Source organism: Candidatus Baltobacteraceae bacterium, from assembly GCA_036488875.1.
Classification (GTDB): domain Bacteria; phylum Vulcanimicrobiota; class Vulcanimicrobiia; order Vulcanimicrobiales; family Vulcanimicrobiaceae; genus JAFAHZ01.
On the sequence record DASXGW010000013.1, the window covers coordinates 212,715 to 228,823 of the forward strand.

14 protein-coding genes and 1 pseudogene are annotated in these 16,109 nt (G+C 63.2%); 11 read left to right on the forward strand and 4 right to left on the reverse strand.

What is annotated here, in order from left to right; genetic code table 11:
* The first annotated feature begins 5 nt into the window (after nucleotides 1-5).
* Together miaB and mutS are read left to right on the forward strand one after the other, a co-directional pair.
* Nucleotides 6-1,406, forward strand: a complete 1,401-nt coding sequence (miaB, locus tag VGG89_15580) for a tRNA (N6-isopentenyl adenosine(37)-C2)-methylthiotransferase MiaB (GenBank protein ID HEY1977974.1) — start codon at nucleotides 6-8, stop codon at nucleotides 1,404-1,406.
* 1 nt (nucleotide 1,407) lies between these two features.
* Nucleotides 1,408-3,897 carry a DNA mismatch repair protein MutS gene (mutS, locus tag VGG89_15585; GenBank protein HEY1977975.1) on the forward strand — a complete coding sequence of 830 codons (2,490 nt, stop codon included), beginning with the start codon at nucleotides 1,408-1,410 and terminating at the stop codon, nucleotides 3,895-3,897.
* Here the strand turns inward: mutS and VGG89_15590 are convergent.
* Nucleotides 3,894-4,178, reverse strand: a pseudogene (locus VGG89_15590) (peroxiredoxin). The gene mutS and the pseudogene VGG89_15590 overlap by 4 nt on opposite strands.
* Before the next feature lie 12 nt (nucleotides 4,179-4,190).
* Nucleotides 4,191-4,322 (reverse strand): hypothetical protein, encoded by a 132-nt coding sequence (locus VGG89_15595; GenBank protein HEY1977976.1) that lies wholly within the window; start codon nucleotides 4,320-4,322, stop codon nucleotides 4,191-4,193.
* A gap of 34 nt (nucleotides 4,323-4,356) precedes the next feature.
* Here VGG89_15595 and mutL point away from each other — a divergent pair, with 34 nt between their 5' ends.
* The 6 genes from mutL (at nucleotide 4,357) to VGG89_15625 (ending at nucleotide 10,373) form a co-directional block, all read left to right on the forward strand.
* Nucleotides 4,357-6,066: a DNA mismatch repair endonuclease MutL gene (gene mutL / locus VGG89_15600; GenBank protein HEY1977977.1), complete on the forward strand. Its 1,710-nt coding sequence runs from the start codon at nucleotides 4,357-4,359 to the stop codon at nucleotides 6,064-6,066.
* Nucleotides 6,063-6,983, forward strand: coding sequence for a tRNA (adenosine(37)-N6)-dimethylallyltransferase MiaA (miaA, locus tag VGG89_15605; GenBank protein HEY1977978.1), 921 nt, complete (start codon nucleotides 6,063-6,065; stop codon nucleotides 6,981-6,983). The genes mutL and miaA overlap by 4 nt, the downstream gene beginning before the upstream one ends.
* A gap of 2 nt (nucleotides 6,984-6,985) precedes the next feature.
* Nucleotides 6,986-7,249, forward strand: a complete 264-nt coding sequence (gene hfq, locus VGG89_15610) for an RNA chaperone Hfq (GenBank protein HEY1977979.1) — start codon at nucleotides 6,986-6,988, stop codon at nucleotides 7,247-7,249.
* Between the two features lies 1 nt (nucleotide 7,250).
* Nucleotides 7,251-8,042, forward strand: a complete 792-nt coding sequence (gene dapF / locus VGG89_15615; GenBank protein HEY1977980.1) for a diaminopimelate epimerase — start codon at nucleotides 7,251-7,253, stop codon at nucleotides 8,040-8,042.
* Between the two features lie 92 nt (nucleotides 8,043-8,134).
* Nucleotides 8,135-9,277 carry a radical SAM protein gene (locus VGG89_15620; protein ID HEY1977981.1) on the forward strand — a complete coding sequence of 381 codons (1,143 nt, stop codon included), beginning with the start codon at nucleotides 8,135-8,137 and terminating at the stop codon, nucleotides 9,275-9,277.
* Between the two features lies 1 nt (nucleotide 9,278).
* Complete coding sequence (locus VGG89_15625; GenBank protein HEY1977982.1) at nucleotides 9,279-10,373, forward strand: sodium:proton antiporter; 1,095 nt, start codon at nucleotides 9,279-9,281, stop codon at nucleotides 10,371-10,373.
* Here the strand turns inward: VGG89_15625 and VGG89_15630 are convergent.
* Both VGG89_15630 and VGG89_15635 read right to left on the reverse strand, forming a co-directional pair.
* Nucleotides 10,356-11,186: a hypothetical protein gene (locus VGG89_15630; protein ID HEY1977983.1), complete on the reverse strand. Its 831-nt coding sequence runs from the start codon at nucleotides 11,184-11,186 to the stop codon at nucleotides 10,356-10,358. The genes VGG89_15625 and VGG89_15630 overlap by 18 nt on opposite strands.
* 12 nt (nucleotides 11,187-11,198) lie before the next feature.
* Nucleotides 11,199-12,026, reverse strand: a complete 828-nt coding sequence (locus VGG89_15635; protein ID HEY1977984.1) for a hypothetical protein — start codon at nucleotides 12,024-12,026, stop codon at nucleotides 11,199-11,201.
* Between the two features lie 215 nt (nucleotides 12,027-12,241).
* Here VGG89_15635 and kdpF point away from each other — a divergent pair, with 215 nt between their 5' ends.
* From kdpF to kdpB, 3 genes are read left to right on the forward strand one after another with little or no spacing between them, the layout of a single operon-like run.
* Nucleotides 12,242-12,331 (forward strand): K(+)-transporting ATPase subunit F, encoded by a 90-nt coding sequence (gene kdpF, locus VGG89_15640; GenBank protein ID HEY1977985.1) that lies wholly within the window; start codon nucleotides 12,242-12,244, stop codon nucleotides 12,329-12,331.
* A gap of 11 nt (nucleotides 12,332-12,342) precedes the next feature.
* The gene (gene kdpA / locus VGG89_15645; protein ID HEY1977986.1) at nucleotides 12,343-14,043 is read left to right on the forward strand and encodes a potassium-transporting ATPase subunit KdpA; all 1,701 of its coding nucleotides are present in this window, start codon (nucleotides 12,343-12,345) and stop codon (nucleotides 14,041-14,043) included.
* A complete protein-coding gene (gene kdpB, locus VGG89_15650; GenBank protein HEY1977987.1) occupies nucleotides 14,043-16,106 on the forward strand; it encodes a potassium-transporting ATPase subunit KdpB in 2,064 nt (687 codons plus the stop codon). Before kdpA ends, kdpB begins: the two co-directional genes overlap by 1 nt.
* The last annotated feature ends 3 nt before the right edge of the window (nucleotides 16,107-16,109 follow it).

Genomic DNA, 16,109 nt, shown 5'->3' on the forward strand with positions numbered 1-16,109 from the left:
CCGCGATGCCCAACATTTATATCGAGACCTTCGGCTGCCAGATGAACGAGGCCGACTCCCAGTACGTGGCCGACCGCGCCGTTTCCGCGGGCTATGCCGTTACCGCCGTGCCCGAAGAGGCCGACGTGCTGCTGATCAACACGTGCACCGTCCGCGACAAGGCCGAACGCCGAGCGTACGGGCGGATGAACCACTTTAAGAGCCTCAAGGACGCCGCTTCGCACGTGCGGCTGGTCGTGATGGGGTGCTTGGCCGAGCAGGATCGCGACCGCATGCAGAAGCTCGCCCCCCACGTCGACGCGGTGTTCGGCACCAAAGAGCTGGCGCAGCTCGGCGATCAGCTCGCCGCTTGGCAGCCCGGGTTCGCTGAGAACGTGGATTTCAGCGACGATCGGTCGCTGCTCGAGCCGCTCGGCGGAACGCCCGATGCGATCGCCGATGCGTTCTCGCATCTGCGCGCGTTCGTCAACGTCCAGCGCGGCTGCTCCTACTACTGTACGTTTTGCATCGTGCCGCACGTCCGCGGGCGCTTCGATCACCGTCCCATCGCGGAAATCGTCGACGAGGTTCGCGCCAAGATCGCGGCCGGCGCGCGCGAGGTCATGCTCGTCGGACAAACGGTCAACGCGTGGCGCGATCCGGTCGCCGGCGCCGATTTCGGCGACCTGTGCAAACTCGTAGCGGATCTGCCGGGCTTGGAGCGTTTGACGTTCATCTCGCCGCATCCCAAGGATTTCAGCGAGAAGATGATCGCCGATCTGGCGTCCGTAGACTGCCTCAATCCGCGCATCCATTTACCGCTGCAATCCGCCAGCGACGCGGTACTGCGCCGGATGAACCGCAAGTACACGTCGGCACAGTTCCGGGAGAAGGTCGATCTGATCCACCGGTACTTGCCGAATTGGGCGATCACCACCGACGTGATCGTCGGATTTCCCGGCGAAACCGAAGACGATTTTGAAGCGACGCTCGATTACGTGCGCACCGACGTTTTCAGTAACGCGTTCATGTTCGTGTATTCGATTCGACGTGGAACGCCCGCCGCGCAGTGGGAACAGGTACCCAAAGACGTCGCAGCGGAGCGCTTCGCGCGCTTAGTCGCCGCGCAGAACGCGTCGACTCGCGCGTATCACGATCGCAAGGTTGGAGCAACCGTGCGCGCGCTGACGTGCGGGACGTCAAAGAAAGACGCGACCAAGCTTACCGTCAAAGCGCTCGACAACGTGACGGTCGTCGTGCCGAAGCCGGCCGATTACGACGAAGCCGGGTACGCGGCAACGCCTTGGACGGACGTCCGCGTCGACGCGGCGCGCCTCTGGGGATGCACCGGCACGATCCTTCGGCGATCCGCAAGCTTTGACGACGGCGGCAGGTCCGTTGAAGCACCCGTGCTAAGCCTGCTCTGAAGTGAGCGCCGCGAAGTATTCGCCGATGCTCGAGCAGTACTTCGGGATGAAAGGTAAGCACCCCGAAGCGATTCTGCTGTCGCGCGTCGGCGATTTCTACGAAGCGTACGGCGAGGACGCCGAAACGATTGCGCGCGCGCTGCAAATAGCTCTGACGAGCAAGGAAGCCGGCGGCGGTAAACGCGTCGCTATGGCAGGCGTGCCGCATCACGCGCTGACGCAATACCTGGCGCGGCTGGTGCAGCAGCGCTTCATCGTGGCGCTGGCGGAGCAGTTGGAGGTTCCGCAGCCCAACAAGCTCGTGCGACGCGAGGTTGTGCGGCTCGTGACGCCCGGCACGCTGGTCGAGGAACAGCTGCTCGACGGGAAGCAGAACAACTATCTCGCCGCGATTGCCGCGATCGAAGAGACGTTCGCGGTCGCCTACGCCGACGTTTCGACGGGCTACTGCGCCGCGACGGCGTTCGGCGGCGAGAGTGCGTACGACGACGTCCTAACCGAGCTGGGCCGCATCGGACCCGCCGAGGTCGTGGCCGATCTGCCGGCCGGATTGCGCGCCGCGATGGGAACCGCGATCGAGAACGTCGGCGCGCGCTTGGCGGCCCCAGTGCTCGGTCTGGTCGAGGCGCGCCCGCGCGGCGCCATCGAGCAGTTCTCGCACGACGAGTCGCTGGCGATCCATCGCGCGCTCGACGCGCTCGGCGCGTTCGTGCGTCGCACCGGCGTGACCAACGGCGACGGCGGACTCCAAACGCCGCAGTTTTACCGCAGCCAAACCTTTCTCGCCCTCGATCCGGCGACGCGTAAGAACCTCGAGCTCACGCGCGCACAGGGTCAGAACCCGCGAGCAACCTTGCTGGCGACGCTCGATCAGTGCGCGACGTCGATGGGATCGCGCATGCTGGCGCGCTGGATTCTCGCACCGCTGGTTGATCGCGACGCGATCGGCAAACGTCAAGAATGCGTGGCGACGTTGCTGGAAGAACACGCATGCCGGCAGGCCGTTCGCGAGATTCTCAGAGGCTGTTTCGATCTCGAGCGAATCGCGCAGAAAGTGCGGTTCCGGCGTGCCGGTCCGCGCGATCTGGCATCGCTCCGGCGCACGCTCGACGTGTTGTTGCCGTTGCGCGCCGTGCTGCCGCGAGCGATCGTACCGATGCTCGACGGCATAGCCGATTTCTCCGGGCTATTAGATGATCTGCAGACGACGCTCGTCGACGAGCCTCCGGCGCTTCTGGGCGACGGCGGCGTGATTCGTCACGAGGCCAATGCCGATTTGGCCGAGTGCATCGCGTTGCGGACCGACGTTCGATCGCGTCTTTCCGAACTCGAAGAACGCGAGCGGGAACGCACCGGCATCAAAACGCTGAAGATCAAGTACGCAAGCGCCTTCGGATACGCGATCGAGGTCAGCAAGAGCCAAGCCGGCAGCGTTCCGGCCGATTACGTTCGCAAACAGACGCTCACGACGGGCGAACGATACATCACGCCCGAGCTCAAGGATCTGGAGCTGGCCATCTCAACCGCGCAGTCGCGACAGCAGCGTCTCGAGACGCAGCTCTTCGAAGCGCTCGTCGATCGCGTCGCCGCGCAGATCGACGATCTGCTGCAGGCTGCCGACACGATCGCGACCATCGACGCGCTCACGTCGCTGGCACAGTGTGCCGCCGAGCGCGGATACGTTCGGCCGGAGTTCGTCGAAGAAAGCGTCGTCGGGATCGAAGACGGACGCCATCCGGTGATGGAAGCCGTCTTGCGCACCAACTTCGTTCCCAACGACCTACAGCTGCGCGACGACGGGCATCGTTTCATTCTGCTCACCGGACCGAACATGGGCGGTAAGTCGACGTACTTGCGTCAAGCCGGTCTGCTGGCGATCATGGCGCACGTCGGTTCGTTCGTCCCCGCCAAGAGCATGCGCTTGGGGATCGTCGATCGGATCTTCACGCGCATCGGCGCCGGCGACGACTTGGCATCGGGTCAATCGACGTTTTACATGGAGATGGCCGAAGCGGCGAACATCTTGCGGCGCAGCACGCATCGATCGCTGCTGTTGATCGACGAGGTCGGTCGTGGTACCGGGACGCTCGACGGGCTCTCGATCGCTCAAGCGATCTGCGAGTTCTTGCTCGGTCTCGAGGAGTGGGCACCGATGGTGCTCTTTGCGACGCACTTTCACGAACTGTGCGCGCTGACCGAGCATTGGACGCAAGTAGCGAACTATCACATTACGGCGGTCGAAAATACCGCGCGCGGCGGAGCGCCGGTTTTTTCGCACCGCGTGCAGCCCGGCAGCTCCTCGCGATCGTTCGGTATCGAGGTAGCGCGTATGGCCGGATTGCCCGAAGCCGTCGTCGAGCGCGCGCAAGAAATCGCCGACGCGCTCTCGGGACACGCCGACGTGGAAGCGCAAGTACCATTGCGAAAGAAGATGCCCAAGAAGCCGCCGCAAGAACGCCAGTTGACGTTCTTGGGCGGCGATTCTTCTTAGAGGTTTGCTAAGACGTCCAAGGCGTGTCCCTTGACGTCGACCTTCGGCCACACCTTACGGATCGTGCCGCCGGCATCGATGAGAAACGTCGAACGTTGCGGATACTTTTCGTTTGGAACGCCGAACGCTTCGCACAGCTTTCCATCGGTATCGGCGAGCAGTGCGAACGGAATCGAGTATTTCTTTTTGAACGCTTGATGCGACTCGACCGAGTCGCAGCTCACTCCGACGATCCGGGCGTTTTTCGCTTGAAACTTTGCGTAAACGTCGCGGAACTGCGAAGCTTCGCTCGTTCAACCCGGTGTGTCGTCTTTCGGATAGAACCAGAGAACCAGCGGACCACCCAGTAGGCTCGTCGTGTCGACCTCGCGGCCTTCGTCGTCGAGCAGAGTCACCGCCGGCATTGTAGCGCCTTCTGCAATCATGGGCGTGACGTTTATTGATGGAGGCAGCCTCTCCTTGGGGCCAGAACCGGTCGGCGTCGTGAAAATCGTGGAACTCGACGCGGTCACCATCGGCCAAATCGCGGCCGGCGAGATCATCGAGCGCCCGGCCTCGGTCGTCAAAGAACTGGTCGAAAATGCGGTCGATGCCGGCGCGTCGCGCATTACGGTGATTCTCGAGCGCGGTGGAATCGATTCCATCGAGGTCGCCGACGATGGCGCAGGACTCGACCGCGGCGAGTTGCCGCTAGCCGTGCGCCGCCATGCGACGAGCAAGCTCGCGACCGCGAGCGACCTGGAGTCGATTGCGACGCTGGGTTTTCGTGGAGAGGGTCTGGCGTCGATCGCCGCCGTTTCGCAACTCGAGATCGTTTCGCGCCCGTCGTCGGAGGAGGTCGGCGCGCGCGTGCGCGCACACGCGGAGCGCACGGAGGCCGTCGAGCCTGTAGCGTCGCCGCCGGGGACGCGCGTGCGCGTGGAAAATTTGTTCGGCAACGTGCCGGTGCGCCGCGAGTACCTGCGGTCGGCCCAGACCGAGTTCAATCGCATCTCGTCGTGGCTCTCCAGCTTTGCTCTAGCGTATCCGAAGGTAACGTTCGCGCTTCGGCACGACGGCAAGGACGTCTGGACGATGCCGCAGACCGCCGACGAACGCGAGCGGCTCGCCATGGTTTTCGGGCGCGATGCGGCACAGTGGCTGCTCCCGATCGACGAGTCGGCGGCGAGCACGTTGGATGGACGCCTGCGCGGTTACGTCAGCGCGCCGGGCCACGACCGCCCCGACCGGCGCATGCAGCTGCTCTTCGTCAACGGCAGGCTGCTGCGCAGCATCTTGATGGCGGGCGCCTGGACCGCGGGGTACGCAACGTTTGCGATGATCGGGCGTCAGCCGTACGGCGTGCTGTTTCTCGAGCTTTCGCCCGAACACGTGGATCCCAACGTGCATCCCACCAAGAGCGACGTGCGGCTGCGCTTTCCCAATCAGGTTTTCGAGGCGGCGCGCCGCGCGATCTCCGCGACTTTGCACCGCGACGCATCCGCGCGTTTTCGCGAACACACTGCGCCGGCGGCCGGAGTCTCGGCGCTTCCCGACAGCGTCGACACGAGTTTGGCTCACGTGCAGTCGCTGTTCGAACGGCCGGTGGGCGACGCCGCCGACGTTCCGAGCCATCGTCTGCGCGTGCTCGCGCAGCTGCACCGTACCTACATCGTCGCCACCGACGGCGACGCCCTGTTGCTGGTCGACCAGCACGCCGCGCACGAGCGTATCGCCTACGAATCGATCGTCGAGCGAGCCCGCAAACCTGCGCCGAACGAGCCGATGCTGGTGCCGCACGTCGTCGAGCTCGACGCGACGCAGAGCGCGGCGCTCGATCGCGTGCTGGAGACGCTCAACGAGGGCGGCCTCGAGATCGAAGGCTTCGGCGAGCGCTCCTATCGGATTCTCGCAACCCCAGCGGGCTTCGGCGCGCGGACGTTCGATCTGGGCGGTTTCTTGAGCGATCTCACGGAGGATCCCAAACAGCGCGACGTGCGCGAGCGCGTTTGGGCGTCGCTGGCGTGTCACAGCGTAACGATTGCCGGCGAACGTTTGGAACCCGAAGAGATGGCGACCCTGGTCGAGCGGCTGCAGCAGTGCGTCAATCCCATGCACTGCCCGCACGGCCGGCCGACGATGGTCCGGCTCGATCCCGGAGAGATCGCGCGCCTCTTCAAACGCACGTGAGCGACGGCGTGCTCGTCCTCGCCGGAGCGACGGCGAGTGGGAAGACGGCCCTTGCCGTCGAGCTGGCGCTGCGGTTCGATGCCGAGATCGTCGGTGCCGATTCGCGCCAGATCTATCGCAGCATGCCGATCGGAACGGCGATGCCTTCGGCCGAGCAGCTTGCGGTCGTTTCGCATCACATGGTGGACTTTCTCGATCCCTGCGACCGGTATTCGGCCGCGCGCTACGTCGAGGATGCGATGGCGGCGGTCGAGGAGATCCGCCGGCGCGGCAAACGCGTCATCATCGCGGGCGGAACGGGTTTCTACATTCGCTCCCTGCTCGGACGCGTGGAGCTCGCGCCGGAATACGACGAAGCGCTGCGCGGCCGTCTGGCAGCCGAAGCACGTTCGCATCCGCCGGAGTTTTTGCACGCATGGCTCTCGGTGCACGACAGGGAGCGCGCCGCCGCACTCGATCCCGCCGACACGTATCGGGTGCTTCGCGCCTTAGAAGTCGCCCTTATCTGTCATCCTGAGCGTAGGCGCGAAGCGCCGAAGTCGAAGGGCAGGCGAAACCTAGTCACGGCAGGCGTTTCAGCGCTCCTCGTTTTTCTCGACTTGCCGCTCGATGTGCTCGACGAGCGCATTGCGGCGCGTGCGGATCGTATGCTCGGGCGCGGGTTCGTCGAAGAGGCCGAGCGCGTCGGTGCCGGTGCCGTCGCCGCCGACGCGGTGGGCTACCCTCAAGCGCTCGCCTTTGGACGTGGTTGGATCACCGAGCGCGAACTCCGCACGCTGCTCGTTCGAGCGACCCGGCGCTACGCGCGCCGCCAGCGCGCGTGGTTCCGCGGAGAGCGCGAAACGCTATGGCTGCAGCCCAACGCCGTGGAACGCGCCGTACGGGAGAATCTCGGGTGGTCTCCGAAGGCAACCTAACTATGCCCGCGGGTCTTCAGGACGCGTTCCTTGCCGAGTGTAAGCGGCAGGGTTCGACCGTGACCGTGTACCTGGTCAACGGCTTTCAGCTTCGCGGAGTCGTCAAAGGGTTCGACCCCTTTACGGTGCTCCTGGAGTACGAACGCAAGACGCACTTGATTTACAAGCACGCGATTTCGACGATCTCCCCGGTCGCCGCCGTAACCGTCAGCGGCAACGACGCGGGCGTCGGGGCCAACGGCGCCGAGGTCAGCGAGCCGACCTGACATGACGCCCGTCACGAAGATGCACGGGGCACGCAACGACTTCATCGTTCTGGACCACCGCACTAGCCCTATCGACGATTTGCCCGCGTTCGCGCGCTGGGGGTGCGACCGCCGCGCCGGCATAGGCGGCGACGGACTCATCGTTATCGACCAGTCGGCGGTCGCCGACGTGCGCATGCGCATCTTCAACGCCGACGGCAGCGAGGCGGAGATGTGCGGCAACGGCATTCGCTGCGCTGCGCGCTGGCTCGAAGAGGCCGGTGAAGGCGATCGCCTGCGATTCGAAACGCTCGCCGGAGTCGTCGAGACGTCGGTCGTCGCGCGCGAACCCGAGTACCTCGTGCGTGCGGCAATCGGCGCTCCACGCGTGCGACCCGAACCGGTGCGTTTTATGGACGACGCGCGCTTCGTCGACGTGGGCAATCCGCACGTCGTCCTCTTTCGCGAGCGCGTCGACGACGTCGATCTGACGATGGTCGCGACGCGCATGCAAGCGATGGAGGGCTTGTCCAACGGAACCAACGTGCACCTCGCCGCCCTCGAGGAGAAGAACGTGTTGCGCGTACGGCACTGGGAACGCGGCGTCGGACTGACGATGGCGTGCGGCACCGGCGCGGTCGCGTGCGCGGCGGCGGCGATCGACCGAAATTTGGTCGAGTCACCGGTGGACGTTCTCGTTCCGGGCGGCCGGCTCGTCGTCGAGTGGAACGGAGCGGGTCAAGCGTTTCTTACCGGTCCGGCGGTGCGGGTCTTCGACACCGCGGTCCGCGTCGAAGCAGGAGCCGTCATCTGATTGGACTTCCGTACTGCGATCGCGAAGGACGGATCTATTACGACGAAGAGGTCGAGCCGCTAGCCGACGGCGGCATCGTTCGTCGCGCATCGATGAACGAACTCATCCCCGCGCCCCCCGGCATCGTGCAAATGATCTTACCCGAGCGCAGACCATTGCTGCGAGATTGTCATCCTGAGCGTAGCGCCGCAGGCGCGAAGTCGAAGGGCAGGCGTATCTACCCGTTAGCAGTCGCACTCCCCGCCGGCTACACGCGATTGTTGCTTCCGGCCTACGAAGAGCTTCCGGACGCACCGCCGCTGCCGCTGTTCGGGTACACGTTTGCCTGCGTGGTCGACGACGAGCTGTACGTCGGTGCGATGAAGACCGACGAATCCGAAGATTGGCAGCCGCGGTACTTTGCCGAGGGCGAGCTCGAAGCGATAATCGAGCGCCGGCTGTCGCGCGATCCGGAGAACGGCGTGCTGCGACAGGTTGCGCTCTGCTCGCGCGACTACGGCTGCTTTACGGCGCAAAACGTCTTTCTCGAACGCGGCGAAGCCGCGCTTCCGGTTTCGCCCAAGTGCAACGCGCGGTGCGTCGGCTGCATCTCCGAACTCGAACCGGATGCCGGCATGCCGTCGCCCCAACGACGAATCGCCTACGAGGTGACCGCGCAAGAGCTCGCGCGCGTCGCGGTCGCGCACCTCGACCGCGTCGAGGACGGGATCGTCTCGTTCGGACAAGGCTGCGAGGGCGAGCCGCTCCTGCGGGCGATTTCGATCGCGCGCGCCATCGAAGTGATTCGCTCCGAGCGCGAGAACGGAACGATTAATCTCAATACCAACGGCAGCATGCCCGGCGAGTTGCGACGCTGCATCGATGCGGGGCTGCAGGCCGTTCGCGTCAGCTTGAACTCGTTCCGCCCGCAATCCTACGCTGCATATTACCGTCCGATTGGGTACGCAATCGACGACGTGCTGGAGTCGATTCGCGTCGCGTCGGACGCCGGATTGCGCGTCAGCCTCAATCTGCTGACACATCCGGGCGTAACCGACGAGAAGGCCGAACTCGAGGCGATGACCGATTTCCTGGGAGGCGTTCGCGTCGACATGATTCAAACGCGCACCCTCAACATTGATCCGCACCGGTACTTCGAGATGGTCGGCCGTCCGGACAATCCCCTAGGTATGCGCTACGCGTTAGACGCGATGCAGCAGTTCGTGCGCGTCGGCAACTTCACGCACACGCACTAGCATGAAAGCTTGGCAAATCGCCGTCGCCTTAGCAATCGGCGTCTTGGTGGGCGTGGCCGAGCCGGGCAAGTTCGAGTACGCACTCGGTTACGCGACGTTGTACGTGTTTCTGCCCCCGCTGCTTTTCGAGGCGGCGTGGAATCTCAGCTATCGCGCGATCGTGCGTCAGTGGGCCGCGATCGCGACCTTAGCTGGTCCCGGCGTATTCGTTACCGCGCTCATCGTTGCCGGAGCTCTGACGATCGTGCACGTCGACATCGCTTCGGCACTATTGATGGGCGCAATCTTGAGCGCAACGGACCCGATCGCGGTTATCGCCATCTTCCGATCGATCAAGGCTCCGAAAACTCTCGTGACGATCGTCGAATGCGAGGCCCTCTTCAACGATGCGGTCGCCGTCGTACTCTATCGCGGCGTCCTCGCGGGAATCGCGCTGGGGGCGCTGAGTTCGCGGGACGTCGGAGTAGTAGCGCTCCAAACGTTGTCCGGCGCGGTCGGCGGCATCGCATTCGGTGTTGCGCTCGCATTTGCCGTGGCGCGCACTCTGCGCGGCAGAAGCCGTGCGGAAGTGCAAATCGCAGGCACGGTCGTCTGCGCGTACGGGTCGTACTTTGCCGCCGACCGTCTTCACCTATCGGGCATCTTCGCCGTCATCGCTTGCGGCATCGCACTGCGATATTTCGAGCGCCGATGGATCGCACTCAGGATTGTCGAGGAGGTCAACCGGTTCTGGGATCTGGCGGCCTGGGCGGCAAACGCTCTCGTGTTTTTCTTAGTCGGCGCTGCGTTGCAGATCGGCCAAGTTGCCCGCGAGCCGGCCTTTATCGCGGCGTGCCTCATCGCAATCGCGCTGTCGCGCATCGTCGTCGCAGCCTTCCTATTGCCAGCTCCCTATCCGCGGCCGTGGCTCGACGTCGTGCGGATCGCAGGTATGCGCGGAGCGCTCTCCATTGCGCTGGCATTGGCCGTTCCCGCGGCCATGCCGTATCGTCAGGCGATGATCGACGCGAGCTTTGCCGTCGCGGTCGCGACGATTATCGCAGGCAGCTTGAGTGCGTCCCGCGTCGTCCGCCGCGCATTAGTTCATGAACGCTAGGCCGGCGCCGAAGTAGTGCTGTTTCAGTCCGGTAGGATCGGGTGGTGAGAACCCGTACTCGACGTCGAGTTCGATATGCGAGTTGAGAGCCTGTTCGTATCCAAAGTCGAATGAACTCTTACTGCCGGGCCCTGGACCAACTTGCGAGAAGTACGTGTGCTCGCCATAGAGTACCATGTTTGGAGAAAGCTGCGCGCTGATGCCGGTCGACGGTTCGAACGCAAAGTAGGATTGCGCCGCGCCCGAAGCGCTGCGAGCACTGAGCGCGTTGAAGCTCTCGGTGCCGAATAGGCCGAAAACCGGCCCGAGATTGTAGACCCAATTGAAGTCGGCGGTGTATTGCGCGCCGCCGGCCGTAAAGGCTTGGTTGCCGGTAGGGATCGAGACGATAGCGCCGCCTCCCCAGACGGCCTTGTCGTTCGAGCCGAGATTGAACTGCGTACCGAGCGCAAGGTCACCCCACCCGCTCGGGGCACCGTTTGAATGCGTGTAGTTGGGAGCGAAAATATCGAACTCGAACTTCGGATCGAAGGTGCCGACGCGAATGACGGCCTGCGGATAGTTTGCCGCGACACCGCTTCCCGCCCCGGTCGAAACGACGTTCGCATAGCCGCTCTCGACGAGCACGTGATTCGGGGCGACGGCGCACGGTGCCGACGCCAAGGTGGGCCGATTGATGAGATTGAGGATTCCGTCGCACGGGTTCGGCGTGGGGGTGGCTGACGGAGCGGTTTGGCCCAACGCCGGTGCGGTGAAGAGCGCGGTTGCGAACGCACAAGAGAGTCCTGCGACGACGAAACGGCCTCGACCCATGCCGCCACGGTACTAGTTCATGAACGAGATCCCTGCGCCCACGTAGTGGTATTGCTCCGCGTTGATAACCGTCGGCGACCAGCCGTACTCGACGTCGAGCTGCACGTGTTGTCCGATATCACGAATGTAGCCGAAGTCGAAGACGTCTTTTCCGCCGAGATTTGGGCCCGCTGCTGAGTAGTACGCGTACTCGCCGTAGAGCGCGTTTGGCGATCCAGGGAGGGTTGCCTCGAGTTCCAGCGAGGGAATGAACGCGAAGTACGACTGCGATTGGCCGCCGGAGTTGACCCCGCTCAGAGCGTTGCCTGAAAGTGTCGTCGCGAGGCTGAATGTGGGGTTGAGCGTGTAACCCCAGTTGAAGTCGCCGGTAAACTGGGCGTTATGCGCCGTAAATGCCGGCGTTCCAGACGGAACGGTGGCGAATCCGGCCACACCCCACAGAGCTTTGCCGGTATATCCGAGTTCGTATTTGGCACCCAACGTCATATCGGTTGAGCCGGTAGCGGTTACGCCGCCTAGCGACGAGCGCGCGTAGTTTGGCGGAGTGAACTCGATGTCGAGGTGCGGGTCGAACGTTCCGAAGGCGATGCCGACGTCGTTCTGTCCGGCCATGACGGTATTGCCGCCGCCGGGTCCGGTGGTCGTGGCGTTCGAGTAGCCGTTTTCGACCACGAAGTGACCGGTTTGCACCGTGCACACTCCGGTCGTGATCGTCGGGCGGTTCACGATGGACATGATCGAACCGCACGGGTCGCTAGGAGCGCTTGGACTCGGCGACGGTGAGGGCGACGGCGATCCTTGCGCAAGAAGCAGGGCCGCGAAGATTGGTGCGAACGACATAGCGTCGTCATTGTAGAAGGCGCTGCGCCCCCCGGGCAGCCTTCAATCGGACGTTTCGCATCCTTCGTTTGGATGATCCGTTCGGCGGCTGGCGGCCGGTGCGGCGCGGCCCTATGCTGGAAGCATGTTGTTGGAGTTGGGAGTCATCGCGCTGTCGATCGCCGGATTCGTCGTCCTCGATTGGTACGTCACCGGCTGCGAGACGGTCTAGCGTTATGCAATTCGACGACCTGCTCGGCCTCGTGCTGACGGTCGCGGGGCTCGCCTATCTGGTATTCGCGATGCTGCGACCGGAGAGGTTCTAGGGAGTATAGCGATGACGGCCACCGGATGGATTCAAGCCATCGTCTTTTTCGCAATCGTCTTAGCGCTGACCAAGCCGATTGGTTTGTATATGACGCACGTCTTCTCGGGAGAGAAGACGTGGCTCTCGCGGGTATTGCAGCCGGTCGAGCGGCTCATCTACCGCTTGGGCGGCGTGCGCGAAGATCAGGAGATGTCGTGGTACGCTTACGCTTTTGCGATGCTGGCGTTTTCGGTCATCACCTTTGCTTATCTGTACGTTTTGCTGCGCACGCAGAAGTGGCTCCCGTTCAATCCACAGCACTTCGACAATATGACGCCGGACTTGGCATTCAACACGGCGATCAGTTTTACCACGAATACCAACTGGCAGTTCTACTCCGGCGAGAGCACCATGAGCTATCTCTCGCAGATGGCGGGATTGGCATGGCATAACTTCGTCTCGGCCGCCGTTGGTATCGCCATTGCCGTCGCAGTGGTTCGCGGCGTCGTTCGGACCAGCGTCAAGACGCTGGGCAACTTTTGGGTCGATCTGACGCGCTGCTCGCTTTACTTGCTGCTGCCGATCTCGATCGTGGTCGGCCTCTATTTCGTGGCCTCGGGCATGCCGCAGAACTTCCACGCGTATCAGAACGTCGTGTCGATCGAGGGCTTCAGGCAAACGATCACCGGCGGTCCGATGGGTTCACAGGAGGTCATCAAGGAGCTCGGTACTAACGGCGGTGGGTTCGTCAACGCGAACTCGGCATCCCCGAACGAGAATCCCACGCCGCTGACCAACCTCATCGAGTTGATTCTGATCTTCTCACTGGGCGCTGGCCTGACGTACATGTACGGCAAGATGGTCAAAGACGTGCGCCAGGGCTGGGCCATTTTTGCGGCGATGGCGATCCTGTTTTTTGCAGGCTTTACTCTGGCATACTGGGCCGAAGCGCAAGGTAACCCGCTCGTGCACGCGATGGGTGTCGCCGGTGGGAACATGGAGGGCAAGGAGTGCCGGCTGGGCGTGTCGGCCTCGGCGCTCTTTGCTACCGTCACGACCGATACGTCGTGCGGCGCCGTGAACTCGTGGCACGACTCGTTCATGCCGCTGGGCGGTTTGGTTCCGCTTGTAAACATGCAGCTGGGCGAAATCGTCTTCGGCGGTGTCGGCAGCGGTCTCTACGGCATGATCGTCTTCGTCGTGCTCACCGTGTTCATCGCCGGGCTGATGGTGGGGCGGACACCGGAGTTTCTTGGGAAGAAGATCGAGCGGCGCGAGGTGCAGTTTGCGATTCTCGCGGCGCTCGTGACACCCGTGCTCTGCTTGGTGCCGACCGCCGTCGCCGCCATTATTCCGGTCGGATTAGCGACCCTCAACAACGGTGGCCCCCATGGGTTCTCCGAGATTCTGTATGCCTTTACGTCGACCAACGCCAACAACGGATCCGCGTTCGGCGGCTTGGGACCCAATCTGTTCTACAACCTCGTAACGGGCATGAACATGATGTTCGGGCGATTTGCCGTCGCCATTCCGGCGCTGGCACTCGCCGGTGCGCTCGCGGGAAAGAAAGCCGTGCCGGAGGGACCCGGCACCTTCGCTACACACTCGCCGATTTTCGTCGCGTTACTTCTCGGCGTCATCATCATCGTCGGCGCGTTGACGTTCTTGCCGGCCGACTCGCTCGGTCCGATCGTCGAACACCTGCTGCTGCTGCAAGGGAAAACCTACTAATGTTCGTTCGGCACAGACGCTTTGAGCGTCGTCCTCAGGCCCGCTCGCTCTTCGACCGCGATATCGTCATCCGCGCGATCGCCGAGTCGTTCAAAAAACTCGATCTGCACTGGCAAGTGCGCAATCCCGTGATGTTCGTCGTGGAAGTCGGCGCGCTGACGACGTCGATCTTCTTCGTGCGCAACGTCCTGCGCCACAGCGGTAATGCCGGCTTCGACTTCGCGATCGCTGCGTGGCTCTGGTTTACCGTTGTCTTCGCGAACTTCGCCGAGGCCGTTGCGGAAGGGCGCGGAAAGGCGCAAGCAGATTATCTGCGCCGCACCAAATCCGATACGCTGGCGCGCCTTTTGCTTGAGGGCGGCGAGGAAAAGGTCCCGAGCACGAGTTTGGGCAAAGGCGACCGCTTCGTCGTGGACGCGGGCGAAGTTATCGGCGCCGACGGCGACGTGATCGAAGGTGCCGCAACCATCGACGAGTCCGCGATCACGGGCGAATCCGCACCGGTCATTCGCGAAGCCGGCGGCGACCGCAGTTCGGTGACCGGGGGCACGCGGGTGCTTTCCGACCGCATCGTCGTTCGCGTCACCGCGAATCCGGGCGAAAGCTTCCTCGACCGGATGATCGGGCTCGTGGAGGGTGCGAAGCGGCAGAAGACGCCCAACGAAATAGCCTTATCGATACTTCTCGCGGGACTGACGATTATTTTTCTGATCGCGGTGGCAACGCTTGGGCCGTTTTCGATCTACGGCGGGCAACATCAAAGCGTTACGATCCTCATCGCCCTGCTGGTATGTCTCATTCCCACGACGATCGGTGGTCTGCTGTCGGCCATCGGCATCGCAGGCATGGATCGCGTCATGCAGCGCAACGTGCTGGCAATGAGCGGCCGCGCGGTCGAGGCCGCCGGCGACGTCGACACGCTGCTGCTCGATAAGACGGGCACGATCACCCTTGGCAATCGCCAGGCGGTCGAGTTCGTCACTACCGACGGCATAGATGTAAAAGACGTCGCGCGCATCGCGTATCTCTCGTCGCTGGCCGATGAGACGCCCGAAGGACGTTCGATCGTCGCGCTGGCCGCACAACAGGGATCGCGAAACGGCGAGACCCCGTCCGGATCGACGTTCGTGCCGTTCAGCGCGTATACGCGCATGAGCGGCCTCGATTTGGCCGACGGCACAAAGATTCGCAAGGGCGCGCCGGATTCGGTGATGGCGTGGGTACGCGAGCAGGGCGGCAATCCATCGTCGGAGCTTGCGCCACAGGTCGACCGGATCGCCCGCGCGGGCGGCACACCGCTGCTCTTGGCTCGCAACGAGCTAATTATGGCGGTTATCTACTTAAAGGATATTCTCAAGCCGAACATGCGCGAACGCTTCGATCGCCTACGCGCGATGGGCATTCGCACGGTGATGATTACCGGCGACAATCCGCTCACGGCGGCAACCATTGCCAAAGAAGCCGGAGTCGACGATTTCTTGGCCGAGGCGACTCCGGAAACCAAGATGGATCTCATCAAGCGCGAGCAGGGCTCCGGCCGTCTGGTCGCGATGACCGGCGACGGCACCAACGACGCGCCCGCATTGGCTCAGGCCGATGTCGGCGTGGCGATGAATTCGGGTACGCAGGCGGCTAAAGAAGCGGGCAACATGGTCGATCTCGACTCCGATCCGACCAAGCTGATCGAAGTGGTAGAAATAGGTAAGCAGTTGCTGATGACGCGCGGATCGCTAACCACGTTCTCGATCGCTAACGACGTCGCAAAGTACTTTGCGATTCTTCCTGCGATGTTCGCGACTGCCTATCCGGCAATGGGGCTGCTCAACGTGATGCGATTGACCACTCCTCAGAGCGCAATACTCTCCGCCGTCATTTTCAACGCGCTCATCATTATCGCTCTGATTCCCCTGGCGCTTCGGGGCGTGAGGTACGAGCCCAAGGGCGCCAATCGCGTGCTCTTCGAAAATGCGATGCTCTACGGCGTCGGCGGTATCATCATTCCGTTCGTCGGGATCAAGGTCATCGATGTGATCTTGGCTGCGCTGCACTTAACTAGAACGTAGGAA